This window comes from Candidatus Mycolicibacterium alkanivorans (assembly GCF_022760805.1).
Taxonomy (GTDB): Bacteria; Actinomycetota; Actinomycetes; order Mycobacteriales; family Mycobacteriaceae; genus Mycobacterium; species Mycobacterium alkanivorans.
On record NZ_JAIVFL010000001.1, the window covers coordinates 1,227,673 to 1,246,545 of the forward strand.

Annotated in this window: 19 protein-coding genes and 5 pseudogenes; 11 read left to right on the forward strand and 13 right to left on the reverse strand. The window is 68.6% G+C overall.

Annotated features, from left to right (window positions below):
* The first annotated feature begins 105 nt into the window (after positions 1-105).
* Together K9U37_RS06055 and K9U37_RS06060 are read left to right on the forward strand one after the other, a co-directional pair.
* Positions 106-825, forward strand: coding sequence for a response regulator transcription factor (locus tag K9U37_RS06055; protein ID WP_243070932.1), 720 nt, complete (start codon positions 106-108; stop codon positions 823-825).
* A gap of 38 nt (positions 826-863) precedes the next feature.
* Complete coding sequence (locus tag K9U37_RS06060; protein ID WP_243070933.1) at positions 864-2,297, forward strand: sensor histidine kinase; 1,434 nt, start codon at positions 864-866, stop codon at positions 2,295-2,297.
* Between the two features lie 84 nt (positions 2,298-2,381).
* On the opposite strand, the gene K9U37_RS06065 is transcribed toward K9U37_RS06060, so the two are convergent.
* Positions 2,382-2,786, reverse strand: a complete 405-nt coding sequence (locus K9U37_RS06065; RefSeq protein WP_243070934.1) for an HIT family protein — start codon at positions 2,784-2,786, stop codon at positions 2,382-2,384.
* Positions 2,787-3,016: 230 nt separating this feature from the next.
* On the opposite strand from K9U37_RS06065, the pseudogene K9U37_RS06070 reads away from it, so the two are divergent.
* Positions 3,017-3,214, forward strand: a pseudogene (locus tag K9U37_RS06070) (carboxymuconolactone decarboxylase family protein); the annotation flags it as partial.
* Between the two features lie 117 nt (positions 3,215-3,331).
* A complete protein-coding gene (locus K9U37_RS06075) occupies positions 3,332-3,676 on the forward strand; it encodes a hypothetical protein (protein WP_243073488.1) in 345 nt (114 codons plus the stop codon).
* Here K9U37_RS06075 and K9U37_RS06080 read toward each other — a convergent pair.
* The 6 genes and pseudogenes from K9U37_RS06080 to K9U37_RS06095 form a co-directional block, all read right to left on the reverse strand.
* Positions 3,634-3,837 (reverse strand): annotated as a pseudogene (locus tag K9U37_RS06080) (helix-turn-helix domain-containing protein); the annotation flags it as partial. The gene K9U37_RS06075 and the pseudogene K9U37_RS06080 sit on opposite strands and share 43 nt — an antisense overlap.
* A gap of 1 nt (position 3,838) precedes the next feature.
* The gene (locus tag K9U37_RS06085; protein ID WP_243070935.1) at positions 3,839-4,231 is read right to left on the reverse strand and encodes a hypothetical protein; all 393 of its coding nucleotides are present in this window, start codon (positions 4,229-4,231) and stop codon (positions 3,839-3,841) included.
* Between the two features lie 172 nt (positions 4,232-4,403).
* Positions 4,404-4,760: a transposase gene (locus K9U37_RS20360; protein ID WP_372489559.1), complete on the reverse strand. Its 357-nt coding sequence runs from the start codon at positions 4,758-4,760 to the stop codon at positions 4,404-4,406.
* 9 nt (positions 4,761-4,769) lie between these two features.
* A pseudogene (locus K9U37_RS20365) lies at positions 4,770-4,943 on the reverse strand (IS5/IS1182 family transposase); the annotation flags it as partial.
* 891 nt (positions 4,944-5,834) lie between these two features.
* Positions 5,835-6,209: pseudogene (locus K9U37_RS20370) on the reverse strand (transposase); the annotation flags it as partial.
* Between the two features lie 27 nt (positions 6,210-6,236).
* Positions 6,237-6,452, reverse strand: coding sequence for a hypothetical protein (locus K9U37_RS06095; RefSeq protein ID WP_243073489.1), 216 nt, complete (start codon positions 6,450-6,452; stop codon positions 6,237-6,239).
* A gap of 32 nt (positions 6,453-6,484) precedes the next feature.
* On the opposite strand from K9U37_RS06095, the gene K9U37_RS19965 reads away from it, so the two are divergent.
* Together K9U37_RS19965 and purD are read left to right on the forward strand one after the other, a co-directional pair.
* Positions 6,485-6,607: a hypothetical protein gene (locus K9U37_RS19965; RefSeq protein WP_272888016.1), complete on the forward strand. Its 123-nt coding sequence runs from the start codon at positions 6,485-6,487 to the stop codon at positions 6,605-6,607.
* 9 nt (positions 6,608-6,616) lie between these two features.
* The gene (gene purD, locus K9U37_RS06100) at positions 6,617-7,888 is read left to right on the forward strand and encodes a phosphoribosylamine--glycine ligase (RefSeq protein ID WP_243070937.1); all 1,272 of its coding nucleotides are present in this window, start codon (positions 6,617-6,619) and stop codon (positions 7,886-7,888) included.
* A 206-nt stretch (positions 7,889-8,094) separates the two neighbouring features.
* On the opposite strand, the gene K9U37_RS06105 is transcribed toward purD, so the two are convergent.
* Positions 8,095-8,997 carry an alpha/beta hydrolase gene (locus K9U37_RS06105; RefSeq protein ID WP_243070938.1) on the reverse strand — a complete coding sequence of 301 codons (903 nt, stop codon included), beginning with the start codon at positions 8,995-8,997 and terminating at the stop codon, positions 8,095-8,097.
* Positions 8,998-9,113: 116 nt separating this feature from the next.
* Here K9U37_RS06105 and K9U37_RS06110 point away from each other — a divergent pair, with 116 nt between their 5' ends.
* A complete protein-coding gene (locus K9U37_RS06110; protein ID WP_243070939.1) occupies positions 9,114-9,734 on the forward strand; it encodes a TetR/AcrR family transcriptional regulator in 621 nt (206 codons plus the stop codon).
* On the opposite strand, the pseudogene K9U37_RS06115 reads toward K9U37_RS06110, so the two are convergent.
* Positions 9,725-10,468: pseudogene (locus tag K9U37_RS06115) on the reverse strand (DUF429 domain-containing protein); the annotation flags it as partial. The gene K9U37_RS06110 and the pseudogene K9U37_RS06115 sit on opposite strands and share 10 nt — an antisense overlap.
* Positions 10,469-10,493: 25 nt before the next feature.
* Here K9U37_RS06115 and purB point away from each other — a divergent pair.
* Positions 10,494-11,912, forward strand: coding sequence for an adenylosuccinate lyase (gene purB, locus K9U37_RS06120; RefSeq protein ID WP_243070940.1), 1,419 nt, complete (start codon positions 10,494-10,496; stop codon positions 11,910-11,912).
* An 86-nt stretch (positions 11,913-11,998) separates the two neighbouring features.
* Here purB and K9U37_RS06125 read toward each other — a convergent pair whose 3' ends face one another.
* Together K9U37_RS06125 and K9U37_RS06130 are read right to left on the reverse strand one after the other, a co-directional pair.
* Positions 11,999-12,763 (reverse strand): amidohydrolase family protein, encoded by a 765-nt coding sequence (locus K9U37_RS06125; protein ID WP_243070941.1) that lies wholly within the window; start codon positions 12,761-12,763, stop codon positions 11,999-12,001.
* A gap of 100 nt (positions 12,764-12,863) precedes the next feature.
* Positions 12,864-13,502, reverse strand: a complete 639-nt coding sequence (locus tag K9U37_RS06130) for a hypothetical protein (RefSeq protein WP_243070942.1) — start codon at positions 13,500-13,502, stop codon at positions 12,864-12,866.
* 51 nt (positions 13,503-13,553) lie between these two features.
* Here K9U37_RS06130 and K9U37_RS06135 point away from each other — a divergent pair, with 51 nt between their 5' ends.
* The 3 genes from K9U37_RS06135 (at position 13,554) to K9U37_RS06145 (ending at position 17,339) form a co-directional block, all read left to right on the forward strand.
* Positions 13,554-14,447 carry a phosphoribosylaminoimidazolesuccinocarboxamide synthase gene (locus K9U37_RS06135; RefSeq protein ID WP_243070943.1) on the forward strand — a complete coding sequence of 298 codons (894 nt, stop codon included), beginning with the start codon at positions 13,554-13,556 and terminating at the stop codon, positions 14,445-14,447.
* Entirely contained in the window at positions 14,444-16,555 is a 2,112-nt protein-coding gene (locus K9U37_RS06140; protein ID WP_243070944.1) for a S9 family peptidase, read from the forward strand. Before K9U37_RS06135 ends, K9U37_RS06140 begins: the two co-directional genes overlap by 4 nt.
* A gap of 73 nt (positions 16,556-16,628) precedes the next feature.
* Positions 16,629-17,339 (forward strand): DUF2334 domain-containing protein, encoded by a 711-nt coding sequence (locus K9U37_RS06145; RefSeq protein ID WP_243070945.1) that lies wholly within the window; start codon positions 16,629-16,631, stop codon positions 17,337-17,339.
* On the opposite strand, the gene K9U37_RS06150 is transcribed toward K9U37_RS06145, so the two are convergent.
* Positions 17,328-18,128, reverse strand: coding sequence for an SDR family oxidoreductase (locus tag K9U37_RS06150; RefSeq protein WP_308197342.1), 801 nt, complete (start codon positions 18,126-18,128; stop codon positions 17,328-17,330). The genes K9U37_RS06145 and K9U37_RS06150 overlap by 12 nt on opposite strands.
* Before the next feature lie 90 nt (positions 18,129-18,218).
* Positions 18,219-18,857: an MBL fold metallo-hydrolase gene (locus tag K9U37_RS06155; RefSeq protein ID WP_243070946.1), complete on the reverse strand. Its 639-nt coding sequence runs from the start codon at positions 18,855-18,857 to the stop codon at positions 18,219-18,221.
* Positions 18,858-18,873: the final 16 nt, after the last annotated feature.

An 18,873-nucleotide genomic window follows, 5' to 3' on the forward strand; every position in this document is an offset into this window, starting at 1 on the left:
GAAGCCGTAACCGGCGGTGCACGGAAGAGTCAGCCAATCCGACTCACAGGAAGCTCACAGTGGCCTGGCAGCCAGGATTCATCAACGTAAGAGGAAATTGACAGCATGGCCGCTCCTGCAACACCTGAAACCAAGCCCGAGGCACGTGTCCTGGTGGTGGACGACGAAACCAACATCGTCGAACTGCTGTCTGTGAGCCTGAAGTTTCAGGGCTTCGAGGTTCACACCGCGTCCAACGGTCCTGCCGCTCTGGACCGCGCCCGCGAGGTGCGGCCCGACGCGGTGATCCTCGACGTGATGATGCCGGGTATGGACGGCTTCGGCGTGCTGCGCCGGTTGCGGGCCGACGGGATCGACGCGCCCGCATTGTTCCTGACCGCGCGCGACAGCCTGCAGGACAAGATCGCCGGACTCACCCTCGGCGGCGACGACTACGTCACCAAGCCGTTCAGCCTCGAGGAGGTGGTCGCCAGGCTACGCGTCATCCTCCGCCGGGCCGGCAAGGGCGTCGAGGAGCCGCGCAACTCCAGGCTGACCTTCGCGGACATCGAGCTCGACGAGGACACCCACGAGGTCTGGAAGGCCGGCGAACCCGTGTCGCTGTCGCCCACCGAATTCACCCTGCTGCGCTACTTCGTCATCAACGCGGGCACCGTGTTGAGCAAGGCGAAGATCCTCGATCACGTCTGGCGCTATGACTTCGGCGGCGACGTCAACGTCGTCGAGTCCTATGTGTCGTATCTGCGGCGCAAGATCGACACCGGCGAGACGCGGTTGCTGCACACCCTGCGCGGGGTCGGCTACGTGCTGCGGGAGCCGCGATAATCCGGCGCACAGCGCTGACTGGCGCGAACAATGGAGGGATGCCCGCCCCGTATCGCCGAGCGCTGCCGCTGAGGGTCGGACTGGTCGCGGCCATGCTGCTGCTGGTGGGTCAGGGCTTGCTTGCTTCCGGGGTCGCGGTCACCTCAACGCTGCGTCACGACCTCATCAACCGCGCCGACCAGACCCTGATCGACGCCTCGCGCGGCTGGGCTCAGGCCCCGCGCCGCAACATGCCCCCACCCGACGAAGGCCCCAACCCTGCCCGCCCGCCGTCGAACTTCTATGTCCGCGGCGTCGACGCTGACGGCCACGTCTGGATGGCCGTCAACGACCGCGACGCCGAACCCGCACTCCCCGACGACAACGACGTCGGCGGCGTGCCGGTGACCGTCGGCTCGCTCGGGGGGTCACCGGTCCAGTGGCGCACGGTATCGGTTCGCGGACCAAGCGGTGAGCTGACCACGGTTGCCATCGACCTGTCCGACGTGCAGTCCACCGTCCGGTCGTTGGCCTGGTCGCAGGTCGCCATCGGCACCGCCGTGCTGGTGATCCTGGGCGTGGTCGGGTACTGGGGGGTGCACCGCAGCCTGCGCCCGCTGGTGGAAGTCGAGCAGACCGCCGCCGCGATCGCCGCCGGACAGCTGGATCGCCGTGTGCCGGAACGGGATCCACGCACCGAGGTCGGGCGGTTGTCGCTGGCGCTGAACGGAATGCTCGCCCAGATCCAAAGTGCGATGGCATCGTCGGTCGCCTCGGCCGATCAGGCGCGCATGTCCGAGGAACGCATGCGCCGGTTCATCACCGACGCCAGCCACGAGTTGCGGACTCCGCTGACCACCATCCGGGGATTCGCCGAGCTGTACCGGCAGGGCGCCGCCAAGGACGTCGAGATGCTGATGTCGCGCATCGAGAGTGAGTCGCGGCGGATGGGTCTACTGGTCGATGATCTGCTGCTGCTGGCCCGCCTGGACGCGCAACGCCCCCTGGAGCGTCGCCGGGTCGACCTGCTGGCACTGGCCACCGACGCCGTGCACGACGCGCAGTCCATCGCACCGCAGCGCACCATCACCATGCGAGTCTTCGACGGCCCCGGCACTCCGGAGGTGCTCGGCGACGAGGCCCGGCTGCGTCAGGTGCTGGGCAACTTGGTGGCCAACGCACTGCAGCACACCCCGGAGACCGCGCGCATCACCGTGCGGGTGGGCACCGCCGACGACGACGCCGTCCTGGAGGTCGCCGACGAAGGACCGGGAATGACCCAGGAGGACGCCCGGCGCGTATTCGAGCGGTTCTACCGGACCGACTCCTCGCGAGCGCGCGCCAGCGGCGGCACCGGGCTCGGGCTGTCCATTGTCGACTCGCTGGTGGACGCTCACGGTGGACGTGTCACCGTGACCACCGCGCCCGGGCAGGGCTGTTGTTTCCGGGTGAGCCTGCCGCGCATCGCCGATGTCCCGGCGCCGATCGGCTGAGCGTCGAACGTGGGTGCTGTGCAGGTGTTTTGTCGGTGTTCTCCTGCATTACCCGCACAGTCGACGCAGAGGCGGCCGAGGGGTTTACCCCAGTTCGGCCAGCGCGGCGGTGATCTTGGCCTGCGCCTCGTCCAGCGATTCCGGCGACGGGTTGCGGTCGACGTTGGCGAACCCGAAGTCGGTCAAGTTGTAGGCCGGGAACACGTGCACGTGCAGATGCGGCACCTCGAGCCCGGCGATGATCAGCCCGGCGCGGTCGGCGCCGAACGCCGCACACACCGCCTTGCCGATCTTCTGCGACACCGCCATCACCTTGTCGAACAGAGCCGGCTCGACGTCCTGCCACTTGTCCACCTCGGCGCGCGGCACCACCAGGGTGTGGCCCTGCGTCATCGGCTCGATGGTCAGGAACCCGACCACCTCGTCGTCCTCGTAGACGAATCGCCCGGGCAGTTCGCGGTTGATGATCCTGGTGAACAGTGAGGACATGTGGCCAAGCATAGGTCGGCTTCAAGTGGGCAAACGGCCGCCTCACGGCAACCTGTCAGATCCGGTGCAGTTCCGTGGCAGCTTGGCCACTGCCCATGACGGCGGTGCAGAAAATCCTGATCACTACGTTCTCGAGATCGTTATGCCGGTCTACAACGAGGAGCACGATCTGCCGGCCTGCGCGCGGCGGCTGCGCCAGTACCTTCTCACCGAAGTGCCCGATCGGTCCCGCCCTGCACAACGGGGAGCTGAGTGCCGACGAGCTCAAGGAGATGTCAATCTTCCTGACGCACTACCTCGGTCTCGCGCTCGGCTCCAAGTCCGACGGGGTCGTCGGCCGGGCGGTGGCCAAGCGCAAGAAGGCGGCCGAGAGACGCAAGGCTGCCCGTCGTCGGCTCATAACAAAGAGACCGATAAGACAACGGTAAGGAAACGCGCAGATCGCAAACCTTTATCGGGCCGTGTCATAAACGTGACTTCTGTGTACCACTGTTACCAAAGTGAAATCGGGGTCGCCGGCCCTGATGACGAGCAGGAGTGTGGCCATGACTTCTCTGACGATGCAGAACTCGTGGACCGCGCCGACCATGCTCAGCCGGTGGACTGAGACACCTGAGCGCACCTGGAGCTCCGAGCCGACGATCGAGCGCGCTAAGACCGTGGGCCGGGTCTCGGTCTGGGTGGGGACGATCGACACTGCGGTGCGGGTGCTCACCCCGGTAGTGGTTGCGGGGGGCGTGATGTTCGCCGCTCTGATGTGGCCCTCTCCCGCGCACGCCGATCCCGTCGACCCGACCCTCAACGCGCCGGGTCCCACTGCTGCCCAAGCCGATCCGATCAAGGGCACCATCGCCGAATTCGGTCGCAGCGCGTCGGTACTCGGAAAGTAGCGGTACACGGTCTGGCGCGTGACGCCGAGCGTGCGGGCGATGGCGGCGATACTCAGGTCGGCGCCGTGGGTGTCGATGTCCCCGTTGGCGGCGGCCAGGATCCGCGCCACCGCCTCCTCGTCGCTGGCCGGCGCCGAGCCCGACCAGCCGTGGGCACGCACCTCATCCGCCAACTGCCATCGAGTACGCCATCCCGCCGAAGAACAGGATCACCAGGCACAGTCCCAGAGTGCCGACCGCGAACGGCCACGCCGTCTTGCGGCGCGCGAGCTGGACGATCGTGACGATCATTCCCGCCAGGCCGACCAGCGCGGCCACCGCCAGCGCGGTCATCACCGCGGTCACCGCGCCCTCGACGCTGCATGTCGCCGGCGGACAGTAGTCGAGGAAGGCCAGCGAGAAGATCCCGAGGAACACCGCCACGACCCCCAGCAGCGCGGTGCAGACCAGAACGATGATCGAGATCGTCAGGTCGGCGGTCGAGCGCGGCGGAGTTGCGGGGGGTTGGGGCGGATAGCCCGGGTAGGGCGGGTAACCGGGATAGGGATGACCCATGGCCCGGATGGTAGCCGCCCTAGGAGGGCACTGAACAACGGGTAGGTCGGATCTTGGCCGGTGTGGCGTCCGTGGTCCGGGATTTTTCGAAATGCGTTGGCGGGAACTGGAGCAGACGTCACGGTGACTTGGTGGCTGGTGGTGAACTGGGTCGGTCGGGAGGCGCTGGCGGTCAGGCCAGGGCCCAGGCCCCGTCGCGACGGGTGAGGCCGGCGTTGACCAGGGTGCGCAGGTTGATCGCGGCGGCCCGGTTGCGCAGCCAGGCGTGGTTCTTGGTGACACCGAGGTAGCGCAGCTTGACCCGGCGCCCACGCTGGGTGGCGACCCAGGCGATGATGCGTTCCACGCTGGACCGGGTCGGGTAGTCCCGTTCGAACTCGGGGGTGCGGGCCTGCGCGCGGGCCGCGCGCAGCAGGGCCTGGTGCTCGTGGATGCTCATCGACCGGCCGTCGGCGGCGGTGGTGCATTGGTCGCGCAGCGGGCAACCGGCGCACAGCTTGCCGAAGGTCACTCTGCGTTTGGGGCTCATGACCCGGGTGTGCCCGCCCGGGCAGGTGACGGTGCGCGCCTGCTCGTCGATGGTGAAGTCGTCGAGGGTGAACCCGCCGGGCACGGCCGGGCACAGCGGCTTCGGTTTGATCACCGTGTCGTGCCCGCCGTCGCGGTACTTCGCGCGGGCTTCGCCGGTGCCGTACGCGGAGTCGCCGTACACCTCGAGCCCCGACCGGCGCCCGTTCTCGGCGGTCCCGGCGGCCACCCCATCGACAACCGCACCAACCCAGGAGGATGAGGAGGAGTCCTCGCCCGTGTGCCGGCTTCGGGCCGGATCCGGTTGCGTCGCACCGTCATCGGTGCCGCCCGGTGTGTCGGCGATGGGCGGGGCCGCGTCCGGGCCCGCGTCGTCGGCGCCGGTGCCGTGGTAGCTGTCGCGGGCGATCATCTGCTCTCCGACCACAGCGTCGCTGCCCTCCTCGCCGGCGGCCCTGGTCAGCTCGGTGTCGGTGATCAACCCGGTCTCCGGTTCGGTCGCGACGTGCCCGCGGAATCCGTCCTTACGGTTTGACTTCGACTTGCGGGTGTGCCGGGCCTCGGTGTCCACCGTCGAGATCACCCGGTCGTGGGCGACTTTGCGGGCGATGCGCCACCGCCCGTCGGTGCCGTCGGAGCCGTCGGCGGGTTCCACGTCCTGCCCGGCGACCAACGCCAACAAACCCAACGCGTCCGCCGCGGTCGCCTCCCGCTGCGGCGCGTCCGGTCCGGTCAGCTCGGCCAGCACCGCCAACGCGTCACACACCAGCACCGACACCAGCTCCTGTTTGGCAGCAGGGTCGTCCCAATCGATGTCCGGCTTGCCGGGTTTCGCGTAGTCCAGCTTCGCGACCCGCGCTATCACCGCGGCCGCGCCGGGCACCAGCCGCGCCGCCTTCCGCATCGCCGCCACCAGCTGGGTCACCGTGTCCTGGGTGGCGACCGCGTCGTCGAACACCGTCGAATCCACGCACCGCTTACGCCGCCCGGTCAGTACCCCGGTGTCGGCGATCACCCGCGCGACCGCGTCGAACACCCGGTCCTGGCGATCCGACCTTGCGATCCGCTTGCGCCAGTACACCAGCGTCGACGGATCGAACGAGGTCTGGCTCAACGACCGTCCACACGCCACCTTCCACCGGATGTCGAACCGCAACGCCTCCGCGGTCTGCGGATCGGATAGGTCGTAGAGCTCCTTGAGCACCAGCACCGACCCGACCAGATCCGCCGGCAGCGACGGCCGCCCCGTCGCCGAGGGGAACAGGTCGGCGATGAACTCATCCGGAAACAACTCCGCCCGGTGCTCAGCCAGAAACGCGAACACGCTCCCCTCCGGCACCAGCTCCCCGACCAGCGCCTGCGCGTCCAACAACTCCCGCTCCGACCGCGTAATCCCTTGCACCACAACATCATCACACGACACACCACCCACGGCCGTCAGACACGCCACCCACCGGAGGGGTTATTCAGTGCCCTCCTAGCGGTAGGAGACCGGCAGATCCTTGACGCCGTTGATGCAGCCCGACCGCAGCCGCTCGAACTCCTCGTCGACCCCGGCTCGTTCGTCGAGTACCGACGGTTCGCGATCGCCGCCCAACACCAGCGCCGCGACGTCGACGACGGGCTCGGTGACGCCGACCCCGACGCCGTGGGGTCGATCCCGAGCGATCCCGGCGCGCCTACCCGATCGCACCCGTCACGCAGACGCTGGCCGACGAAGACTCGGTGACGTTTCTGCTCGGGATGCGCAAGGATCTCGACGCCATCGCCGACGACGCCGAGCGCGAGGAGCGGGTCCGCCAGACCACTGCCGCCACTACGGCGGTTCGTCGACACCTGGTCGTCTAGGGTGTGCCTGTGCGTGTCCTCGTGATCGGATCCGGTGCCCGCGAACATGCCCTGCTGCTGGGCCTGCGCAAAGACCCCGAGGTGGATTTCCTGGCCGTCGCACCGGGCAACGCCGGTACCGCTGCGATCGCCGAGCAGCACGATGTCGAGGTCACCTCGGCCGAGGCGGTCGCGGCGCTGGCTCGTACGCTCGCCGCCGACCTGGTGGTCATCGGACCCGAGGTTCCGCTGGTGCTCGGCGTCGCCGACGCCGTGCGTGCCGCCGGCATCGCCTGTTTCGGCCCGTCCAAGGACGCCGCCCGCATCGAAGGCTCCAAGGCCTTCGCCAAAGACGTGATGGCCGCGGCCGGGGTGCGCACCGCCACCAGCGAGACCGTCGACAACCCCGCACATCTGGACGCTGCCCTGGATCGGTTCGGGCCTGCCGTCGGCCAGCAGGCCTGGGTGGTCAAGGACGACGGCCTGGCCGCGGGCAAGGGTGTGGTGGTCACCGCCGACCGTGACGAGGCGCGCGCGCACGCCGCGGCCCTGCTCGACTCCGGGCATCCGGTACTGCTGGAATCCTTCCTCGACGGGCCGGAAGTATCGCTGTTCTGTCTGGTCGACGGCGCGACCGTGGTCCCACTGCTGCCGGCGCAGGACTTCAAACGGGTCGGCGACAACGACGCCGGACCCAACACCGGTGGGATGGGCGCCTATTCGCCGCTGCCGTGGCTACCCGAGGCGGTCAAGAACGCAATCGTCAGCGATGTCGTGGAACCCGTTGCGGCAGAACTGGTTCGCCGCGGCAGTGCCTTCTCGGGCCTGCTGTACGCGGGCCTGGCGATCACCTCGGGCGGCGCCGCCGTGGTCGAGTTCAACTGCCGCTTCGGCGATCCCGAGACGCAGGCGGTCCTGGCGCTGCTGGAATCCCCGCTCGGCCAACTGCTGCATGCCACCGCGACGGGACAACTGGCCGACTTCGGCCCGCTGCAGTGGCGCGACGGCTACGCCGTCACCGTCGTCCTCGCCGCCGAGAACTACCCGGGCCGGCCCCGGGTCGGCGATGTGATCACCGGGTCCGACACCGAGGGGGTGCTGCACGCGGGCACATCGCGCCGCGACGACGGGGCCGTGGTCTCCTCCGGAGGCCGGGTCCTCTCGGTGGTCGGAACTGGCGCCGACCTGCCGGCCGCGCGCGCCGCCGCCTACGGAGTGATGTCGTCGATTCGATTGCCGGGCAGCCACTTTCGATCCGATATTGGCCTGGCAGCCGCCGAGGGCCGGATCACGGTGGCCTGAGCCTGGCTGCCGGTACCCCGGACCGCGGTGCGGCCTTCACGGCCGAGCGGGCCGAACTGCTGGCCTTCTGCGCCGGGCTGGCCCCGGTCGAGTACCGCCGCTGGAGCCAGGTGTTGGGGCGCCGGTGTTCGACCGAGAGGTCGCCGTCAGCGGGGACGCCGACTATGCCAAGGCGTTCCTCGACGCCGTGGACATCGTCTGAGGCCTCAGGCCGTCAGCAACGGTGCCATCCAGGTGAGCTCGGCGGGCAGCTGCGAACTCCAGTAGCCGCCGTCGTGGCCGCCGGGGGAGAAGCCGCCCGCCGGCGGATTGGGCAGCTGTGCGATGAACTGCTTGGTGGCCGAGTAGAACGGGTCGCTGTCGCCGCAGTCGATGCGGATCGGGATCGACCCCAGCGCGGGAAGACCGAACACGCTGTTGGCCGCGAAGTCCCCGGGACCGTCGAACGCGCCGGGGGCGGCGGCGCCGGACGACAGCCACAGCGCCGGGCTGACCGCGGTGATCGCCGCGGTGCGGGCCGGACCGAGCCGGGCACCCAGCAGCAGCGCCCCGTAACCGCCCATCGACCAACCCAGGAACGCCACCCGCGAGGTGTCCAGGCCCCTCTCGGACAGCATCGGGATGAGTTCGTCGAGCACCATCGCGCCGGAGTCCTCACCCGAGGCGCGCTTGTGCCAGTAGCTGCCGCCGCCGTCGACCGCGACCACGGCGAACGGTGGAAGCCCGGCGTTGACCGCCTGCGCCAAGCCCTGCTCGACACCGCCAGCCATCACCGCTGCGGCGTCACTGCCCTTGCCGTGCAGCGCGATGACCGGACGCAGCGGGGCCGTCTGGCCCGGCGGGCGTGCGATCGCCCAGTTGGTCGCCACACCGCCGCGGGCGGCCGACACGAACGACCCGGTGACCATCGTCGGGGCGGCTATGCCGGCCGATGCCGGCTCCAGGGGAGGTGGCGGAAGCAGAGGTGCGCCGACCCCCGTCATGGCGATGTCGTGCCCGGCGAGGCGAGTACTCGATTCGAGCAACGTGCCCATCGCAAACGCCCCGGCGGCCGCTCCGGCACCGAGTCGCAGGACTGCGCGACGGCTCAGGTTCGGCATGCGGGCCATCTTGCCATCGGCTGGGCCGGGGGGCCGAATTCCGTCCGAGCGCTGGCGGGGCCGCAAGTTAATGATTCGGTGAAAGGGCAGTGTCACGGTGGGCCCTGCTGGCAGCATTCAGATCCATGACCGCAGCGGTGACCCCCAAGGGGGAGCGACGACGGTATGCGCTGGTCAGCGCGGCCGCCGAGCTGCTGCGCGAGGGTGGGTTCGACGCGGTGCGCCATCGTGCGGTGGCGCGGCGCGCCGGTCTGCCGCTGGCCTCGACGACCTACTACTTCTCGTCGTTGGACGATCTGCTCGAAAGCGCTGTCGAGCACGTCGGCGCGGTGGAGGCCGCCCAGCTGCGGGCCCGGGTCGACGAGCTGCCCAGGCGCCGGCGCGGCGCCGAGGCGACCGCTGACGTGCTGGTCGATCTGTTGGTCGGCGACCCCGCCGAAGAGCCGATCAGCGAACACCTGATTTCGCGGTATGAGCGCTACATCGCGTGCGCGCGCCAGCCCGCGTTGCGCAGCATCCAGCGCCGGCTGCTTCAGCAGCGGGTCGATGCTGCGGTCGAGGCCGTCGCCCGGTCCGGTCGGGACGTGCGGGTGGACATGCTCACCGCGATGGTTTGTGCGGTCGATGGTGCGGTGGTCTCCGCCCTTGTCGGGGACGGCGATGGGCCGCGCGAAATTGCGCGCGCCACGCTGGTCGACGTCATCGACGTCCTGGCCCCCACCGACGAACGCAGCCTGCGGGTCTGAGCGGTGGGAAGGCTCCGCGCCCGCAGGGCAGGGGTGACGATGTAGCCGTTCGCCGGGTCGCCGTAGATCGTCACGTCGGCGGGCCGCCGAGTGGCGAACCGAGCGACGTAGGCGCAGAGCACCGAATCGACAGGATCCTCGGCTCGGCGTAACTCAGCCTTGCGGGTGGCCCCTGTGACCGCGGCGGTGAGCCTGCGCCAGTCGGGATGGTCCGCGATGTCCAGATCGGGCAGCGCCTCGGTGAGATCAACCAGCTTCGTCAGCTCGGACTGCAGGTGCGCGAAATCGCGGCCGGATTTCTGCTTGTATTTCAGCGTGCGATCCAGGCCGAACAGCACGACGGCTGCCGCGTGCGGGTAGACCTCGAGGGCTCGCCTCGGCGAGGGGGACAGCGGGTCGAGGTCGAGTTCCAAAGCACGGCACAGCCGGGCGCCGCGGCCGCCGTCGGCGAACCACGCCAGGCCGGTGTTGGCGGGGTGGGCACCGGCGTCGAAGCGGCGGAAGTCGGCGTTCAGCGCGCTCTCACACGGCCGCGTGCCGGTGGGGTTGGTGACCACCAGCGGGGCGTCGATGGCCACCACGCACGGACCTTCGGTGTAGGGCGCGAGCTGGGCCAGGACGTCGGCGTCGGCACCGGCCGCACCGACGTGTTGCAGCACCCCGGCATCGTCGAGGACCGCCACGCCGGTGGGGTTGCGCTGCCCCCAAGCCAGGTCGACGCCGACGAAGTGCATACCGCAAACCGTAAGCTGTGGGCTCGTGAGCATTCCGAATGTCCTGGCCAACCGGTACGCGAGTGCGGAGATGGTGGCCATCTGGTCGCCGGAGGCCAAGATCGTGGCCGAGCGGCGGCTCTGGCTCGCCGTCGTGCGCGCGCAGAAGGAACTGGGCGTTGACGTGCCCGAGGCCGTCATCGAGGACTACGAGCGGGTGCTCGAGCGGGTGGACCTCGGTTCGATTGCCGCGCGCGAGCGGGTCACGCGCCATGACGTGAAGGCCCGCATCGAGGAATTCAATGCACTCGCCGGCCACCAGCACGTGCACAAGGGAATGACCAGCCGCGACCTCACCGAGAACGTCGAGCAGCTGCAGATCCGCCGCTCCCTGGAACTCGTGCACACCCACGGTGTCGCCGTAGCGGCCCGGCTGGCCGAGCGTGCCGCCACCTACCGTGATCTGGTGATGGCCGGGCGCAGCCACAACGTCGCCGCGCAGGCCACCACGCTGGGCAAGCGGTTCGCCTCGGCCGCCGAGGAGACGCTGATCGCGCTGACCCGCGTCCGCGAGCTGATCGACCGCTATCCGCTGCGGGGCATCAAAGGGCCGATGGGCACCGCCCAAGACATGCTTGACCTGTTCGACGGGGACGCCCACCGGCTTGCCGGCCTGGAACGGCGGGTGGCTGAATTCCTCGGATTCTCAGCGGTTTTCGCAAGTGTCGGCCAGGTGTACCCGCGCTCGCTGGACCACGACGTGGTCTCAGCGCTGGTCCAGCTCGGCGCCGGCCCGTCGTCGTTCGCGCATACGGTGCGGCTGATGGCGGGCCACGAGTTGGTGACCGAGGGTTTCGCGCCCGGGCAGGTGGGTTCGTCGGCGATGCCGCACAAGATGAACACCCGCAGCTGCGAGCGGGTCAACGGCCTGCAGGTGGTGCTGCGCGGGTACGCCTCGATGGCCGCGGAACTGGCTGGCGCGCAATGGAATGAAGGCGACGTGTTCTGCTCGGTGGTACGCCGGGTGGCGCTGCCGGACGCGTTCTTCGCCATCGACGGCCAGATCGAGACGTTCCTGACGGTGCTCGACGAGTTCGGTGCCTACCCGGCGGTGATCCAGCGAGAACTGGATCGGTATCTGCCGTTCCTGGCCACCACCAAGGTGCTGATCGCCGCGGTGCGCGCCGGGGTGGGACGCGAGACCGCCCACGAAGTGATCAAGGAGCACGCTGTGGCGGTCGCGCTGGCGATGCGCGAACGCGGCGCCGAACCGGACCTGCTCGACCGGCTGGCCGCGGACTCGCGGCTGCCACTGGACCGCGCGGCCCTGGATGCCGCGCTCGCCGACAAGCAGGCGTTCACTGGGGCGGCGGCCAGTCAGGTCGACCAGGTGATCGCCGCGGTCGACGAATTGGTGAGTGCCTACCCCGACGCCGCCAAGTACACCCCTGGCGCGATCCTGTAAGGCCATGTCGCTCAACGACATCGACTTCACCGACCTGGACAACGTGTCGGCGCCCTCGGCGGCCAGCGCCACTGCGTGGCTGCGGCCTAGTTGCGACCGAGCCGGTAGAGCTTGTGGGCGTTGTCGGCCAGAACGGCTTTGGCATGCTCGCCGCCGACAGCATGGGCGACGCGGTCGACGTCAGTGTCCCGAAATGGTGTTGGTGCTCTGGTGGACGGGAGGTCGGTACCGAAGATCAGCGCCGACGGATTGGTACGAATGATATTGCGCATCGACGATTCCGGGTCGCGGACATGCATGCGACCGAATCCGGTCGCCTTGACCACCGTCCCGGCTTCCACCAGTCGCAACAGCGCACCGCAAGTGTCGTCGGACATCCCGAGATGGTCGATGCTGACTCGGGGCAGGCCGGCCAGCGTCGGTTCCAGATCCGCGAGGTCGGCGGCGTCGAGGTAGAACTCGGAATGCCAGCCGGCGACGTCGTGTACGCGACGGGCCAGCATGTCGACGTCGGCCAGCGGTGCCGAGCCGCCGCGGTAGAGGTTGAACCGGACCGCGCGGACGCCAGCGCGGTCGAGGTCCCGAATCTCGTCGTCGGAGGTGTGGGCGGGGATCTGCGTGACGCCGACGAATGACGGGCCGAGTTGCGCCAGAGCGTCCTTCAGGTAGGTCTGGTCGAACCCCTGAAACGATCCACTGACCACAGCGCCGCCGGTGACACCTAGACCGCCGATCCGTTCGAGGTAGTCGCCGACGGTGAACGCCTCAGGCAGGTAGCCGTTGCTGGGAACCAGCGGGAACCGGGGATCGATGACGTGGAAGTGCGCATCGAATACGTCGTGATCGGCCACGCTGCCCATTCCACACCCGTCGTCGAGTGTGCGATCCGATACGGCCGAGGCGGCGTGTCGCGTACGAAACCGCACCCCCGCCGCCCGGATCGGTGCGGAACTAGACCACGGGATTGGACCAGTAGCGCGGGGTGGCCACACCCGCCGATCGCAGTTCGAGGGCAGCCAGCCCCCGGACCGCAGTCGGGTCCTCGCGCCGCCACGCGCCGACCGGGTCCCGGCTGATCTCGGTGAGCCTGCGCGGTGGGCGGTTCGCCAGGGCGCGCAGCGCCAGCAACTGCACCCCGGCCGGCGTCCTGGCCAGCGCGATCACCGTCCACTTGCGGCGGAAGAACCGGATGCGCAGAAACAGCCACGGCATGCCGATGGCCATGATCGGCGGGGCGGCCACCGCGATGGCCAGCAACACCGCCAGCCACGATGCCGTGGTGTCCAGCTCGTGGCCGGCACCGGCCAGATCCAGTGCGGCCTCGCTGGCCGCGCGCAGCGGTTTGGACATGGTGTCGCCTATCAGCGGCACTCCATGCACGCTGTCACCGGCCGAATGCAGATTGTCCGAGATCCCGGTGGCGCTGTCCTGGACCTGGCGACCCACCTTGGAGATCGTCGCGATCGCGGTGTGCACCCCCATGCCGACCATCACCCACAGCGCGGTCCACAGTCCCACCAGCAGGTCGCTGAGCACCTGTGTCAGCAGCCGGCCGGGGGTAGTGGCATAGGGCAGAAACCGCGACTTCATGGCTTGATCCCAGCACAATCGCGTCGGCTCAGCGGCCGATAAGCTGACGCGATGCGCCCCGCTCTGAGCGACTACCGGCATCTGGCCAGTGGCAAGGTCCGCGAGATCTACCGCATCGACGAGGAACACCTGCTCTTCGTCGCCAGCGACCGGATCTCGGCGTTCGACTACATTCTGGACAGCCTGATCCCGGACAAGGGCCGGATCCTGACGGCCATGAGCGTCTTCTTCTTCGACTACATCGACGCCCCCAACCACCTGGCCGGACCGCCCGACGACCCGCGGATCCCGGGCGAGGTCCTCGGCCGGGCGCTGGTGGTGCGGCAACTGGACATGATGCCAGTCGAGTGCGTCGCCCGCGGCTACCTGACCGGGTCCGGCTTGCTGGACTATCAGCGCACCGGGGCGGTGTGCGGCATCGCCCTGCCGCCCGGTCTGGGAGAGGCCAGCAAGTTCGAGAGCCCGCTGTTCACCCCGGCGACCAAGGCGGACTTCGGCGAGCACGACGAGAACATCTCGTTCGACCGCGTCGTCGAACTGGTCGGTGCCGTGCGCGCCAACCAGTTGCGGGAGCGCACGCTACAGATCTACATCCAAGCCGCCGACCATGCGCTGACGAAAGGCATCATCATCGCCGACACCAAGTTCGAGTTCGGCCTCGACGCCGACGACCGGGTCGTGCTGGCCGACGAGGTCTTCACCCCCGATTCGTCGCGGTACTGGCCGGCCGACACCTACACCGAAGGCGTCGTACAACCCAGCTTCGACAAGCAGTTCGTCCGCAACTGGCTCACCGGTCCCGAGTCGGGGTGGGACCGTTGCGGGACCGCACCGCCACCACCGCTGCCCGACGACATTGTCGAAGCCACCCGCGCCCGCTACATCGAAGCCTACGAACGGATTTCGGGCTTGTCGTTCGCCGACTGGATTGGACCCGCCGCATGATTCCACCCGTCCCCAAGCGCGTCGAGAGCCACCGCGTCCACCATGACGACGTGTTCGTCGACCCCTACGAATGGTTGCGCGACAAGTCCGACCCGGAGGTCATCGCCCACCTGGAGGCCGAGAACGACTACGCCGACCAGGCGACCGCCCATCTGGAACCATTGCGGCAGAAGATCTTCGACGAGATCAAGTCGCGCACCAAGGAGACCGACTTGTCGGTGCCGACGCGGCGAGGCGACTGGTGGTACTACGGGCGCAGCTTCGAGGGCAAGCAGTACGGGGCGCACTGCCGCTGCTCGGTCGCCGACCCCGACGACTGGAACCCGCCGGTGTTCGACGATCACACCGACATCCCCGGCGAGCAGGTGCTGCTCGACGAGAATGCCGAAGCGGACGGCCACGACTTCTTCGCACTGGGCGCCAGCAGCGTCAGCCTGGACGGCAACCTGCTCGCGTACTCCGTTGACGTGGTCGGCGATGAGCGCTACACGCTGCGGTTCAAGGACTTACGTACCGGCGAGCTGTATCCGGACGAGATCGCCGGCATCGCCTCCGGCGTGACGTGGGCGGCCGACAACGCGACGGTGTACTACACGACGGTCGACGACGCGTGGCGCCCGGACACCGTGTGGCGCCACCGGCTGGGCTCAGAACAGCCCGACGAGAAGGTGTTCCACGAACCCGACGAACGGTTCTGGATCGGTGTTGGACGCACGCGCAGCAACAAGTACGTCATCATTGCGGCGGGCTCGGCGATCACCTCCGAGGTGCGCTTCGCCGACGCAGCCGACCCCGCTGCCACCTTCAACACGATCCTGCCGCGCCGCGACGGCGTGGAGTATTCGGTGGAGCACGCCGTCGTGGGCGGGCAGGACCGCTTTCTCATCCTGCACAACGACGGCGCGGTGAACTTCACCTTGGTCGAGGCACCGGTCGAGGACCCGACCGCCCAGCGGACGCTCATCGAGCCCCGAGACGATGTCCGCCTCGACGGTGCCGACGCGTTCGCTGATCATCTGGTCGTCAGCTACCGGCGAGAAGCGTTGCCGCGCATCCAGTTGTGGCCCATCGACGGTGACGGCTACCGGACCCCGGAGGAGATCGCCTTCGACTCCGAGCTGACCTCGGCGGGTCTGGCCGGCAACCCGAACTGGTCCTCGCCCAAGATGCGGGTCGGAACCACGTCGTTCATCACCCCGCTGCGGATCTACGACCTGGACCTCGGCACCGGCGAGCGCACCCTGTTGCGTGAGCAGCCCGTCCTGGGCGGCTACCGCCGCGAGGACTACGTCGAGCGTCGCGACTGGGCACTAGCCGAGGACGGCACCCGCATCCCGATCTCCCTGGTGTACCGCGCCGGGATCGAGATGCCCGCCCCCACAGTGCTGTACGGCTACGGCGCCTACGAGTCCTCCGAGGACCCGCGGTTCTCGGTGGCCAGGCTGTCGCTGCTGGACCGCGGCATGGTGTTCGCGATCGCGCACATCCGTGGCGGCGGTGAGATGGGCCGGTTGTGGTACGAGCGCGGCAAGCTGCTGGAGAAGCGCAACACCTTCACCGACTTCATCGCCGTCGCGCAGCATCTGGTCGACACCGGACTGACCCGGCCGCAGAACCTGGTCGCACTCGGCGGCAGCGCCGGTGGCCTGCTGATGGGCACGGTGGCCAACCTCGCTCCGCATCTGTTCGCCGGGATCCTGGCCCAGGTTCCGTTCGTGGATCCGCTGACGACCATCCTCGATCCGTCGCTGCCGCTGACGGTGACGGAGTGGGACGAGTGGGGAAACCCGTTGGAGAACAAGGACGTCTACTTCTATATGAAGTCCTACTCACCGTATGAGAACGTCGAGGCCAAAGACTACCCGGCCATCCTGGCGATGACCTCGCTCAACGACACCAGGGTGCTCTACGTCGAGCCCGCGAAATGGGTTGCGGCACTGCGGCACGTCAAGACCGACGGGCATCCCGTCCTGCTCAAGACGCAGATGGCCGCGGGCCACGGCGGGATCAGCGGGCGCTACGAGCGGTGGAAGGAGGCCGCGTTCCAGTACTCGTGGCTACTGGCGACCGCCGACCCCGAGCACTACGGGAAGCCGGCCGCGGGCTAAACTGACCAGGATGGTCGTCTGACATCTGACTGGACGCAACCGTCCGGACACCTGCAGTTGCCACACTGAAGGTGTGGCTGGAGAGCTCATCGTCTCGGTATCCGGCATACGCGACCGGACACTGGCCGACATCGACGACTTCTGCCGGATGCTCGACGCGCGCGGCGTTCCGGTGTCGTTGTTGGTGGCTCCGAGGCTCAAGAACAGCTACCGGCTGGAGAGCGATCCCGCCACCGTCGACTGGGTGAGCGCGCGCCGCTCCGGTGGTGACGCGGTGGTGCTGCACGGTTACGACGAAGCGGCCACGAAGCGGCTGCGCGGTGAGTTCGCGACATTGCCCGCGCACGAGGCCAACCTGCGGCTGATGGGCGCCGACCGCGTTCTCGAACACGTCGGCCTGCGGACGCGGTTGTTCGCCGCGCCCGGCTGGACAGTGTCGGCTGGGACGGTGACGGCGTTGCCACGCAACGGTTTCCGGTTGCTGGCGGGCTTGTACGGCATCACCGATCTGGTGCAGCGCACGACCGTTCGCGGCCGCGTCCTCGGCATCGGTGAAGGATTCCTCACCGAGCCGTGGTGGTGCCGGACACTGGTGCTGTCCGCGGAGCGCACGGCCCGACGTGGTGGCGTGGTACGGGTGGCGGTTGCCGCCAGGCAGTTGCGCAAGCCGGGTCCGCGGCAGGCCATGCTGGACGTCGTCGACCTCGCGCTGCTGCACGGCTGCATCCCGGCGGTGTATCGGTGGGGGCCCGACCCCGCTCGGCCCGCATCGTCAGCGGCCTGAACCCGTCGCCGATACCACGATCCCGCCGTCGACCGGGATGATCGCCCCGTTCACATACGAACCGGCCCGGCCGGCGAGGAAGATCGCGACACCGGCCATGTCGTCGTCGCGCCCGATGCGGCGCATCGGTGTCGACGCGGCGATGGCGTCCCCGAAGGCGTCCAGCGTGGCCGCCATCATCTTCGACGGGAACGGGCCAGGTGCCACCGCGTTGACCGTGATGTGTTGTGGACCAAGCTCTTTGGCCAGCACCCGGGTCAGCTGGTGCAGGGCGGCCTTGCTGGCCGAATAGGAGTAGATCGGCAGAGCCGGAACCTGGATTCCGTCGATGCTGCCGATGTTGATGATCCGGGCCGGGTCGTCGTGGGTGCCCGCCTTGCGCAACCCGGGCAGCAATTCCTGGACCATCCAGAACGGCGACTTGACGTTGAGGTCGAGCACCTTGTCCCACGCGGAGGCCGGGAAACTCTCCAGCGGTTCACCCCACGTCGCGCCGGCGTTGTTGACCAGGATGTGCAACTCGTCGTCGTCGGCAAGCACCTCGGCCGCCAGCCGGCTGCACTCCTCCCGGCGGGACACGTCTGCCGGAATGCCGAGTACTTCACCGAACTCCGACAGCTGCTCGACGGCCCGCTCGCACGCATCAGCCTTGCGGGAGCTGACGATCACCCGGGCGCCCGCCTGCAGCAGGCCGCGCGCAATCATCATGCCGATGCCGCGGGTGCCACCGGTCACCAGGGCGGTCTTTCCCGACAAGCCGAACAGGTTGTTCAGATCTGCTGTGCTCACGATGTCTCCTGACGGTTGTCCGCGGCTATTCCGGCGGCTGGTCGAGAAGTGCTTGATGTTGTGTTTCCTGTTGGACGCGAAGCGCTCTCATCAGAATCGCACCGAATTCTCCTCGGGCAGCACGCGGAAGTCGGTGTCGGTCATCTCCGTGAGTCGACCGTAGTAGATGCCGCGAGCCTCCGGAGCGACAACGCCCTGATGGATCGGCACCGCGTGCTCGGGTGCCACGGCGCGCAGATACTCGATCGCCTCGGAGATCTTCATCCACGGCGCTGCCGCCGGAGTGGCGAGCACCTCGACCGGCTCGCCGGGGACGAACAACGCGTCGCCGGGATGCATCAGCCGGGCCGGATGCTCTGCGTCGCCGACCAGAAAGGAGATGTTGTCGATCACCGGGATCTCCGGGTGGATGACGGCATGGCGGCCGCCGACGCCGCGAATGGTCAGCCCGCCGACGGTGAACTCGTCGCCGACGTGCACCGCACGCCACGGGCCGCCGAGTTCGGCGGCGGTCGCCGGGTCGGCGTACAGCGCGGCATCCGGGTTGGCTTCGACCAGCGCCGGGAGCCGTTCCCGGTCGGCGTGGTCGGGGTGCTGGTGGGTGATCAGGATCGCCGACAGGCCGGTCACGCCCTCGAAGCCGTGGGAGAAGTTGCCGGGATCGAACAGCAGGGTGGCGCCACCGAGTTCGGCGAGAAGGCATGAATGCCCGAAATGCGTCAGTTCCATGCTTACGATTGTGCGC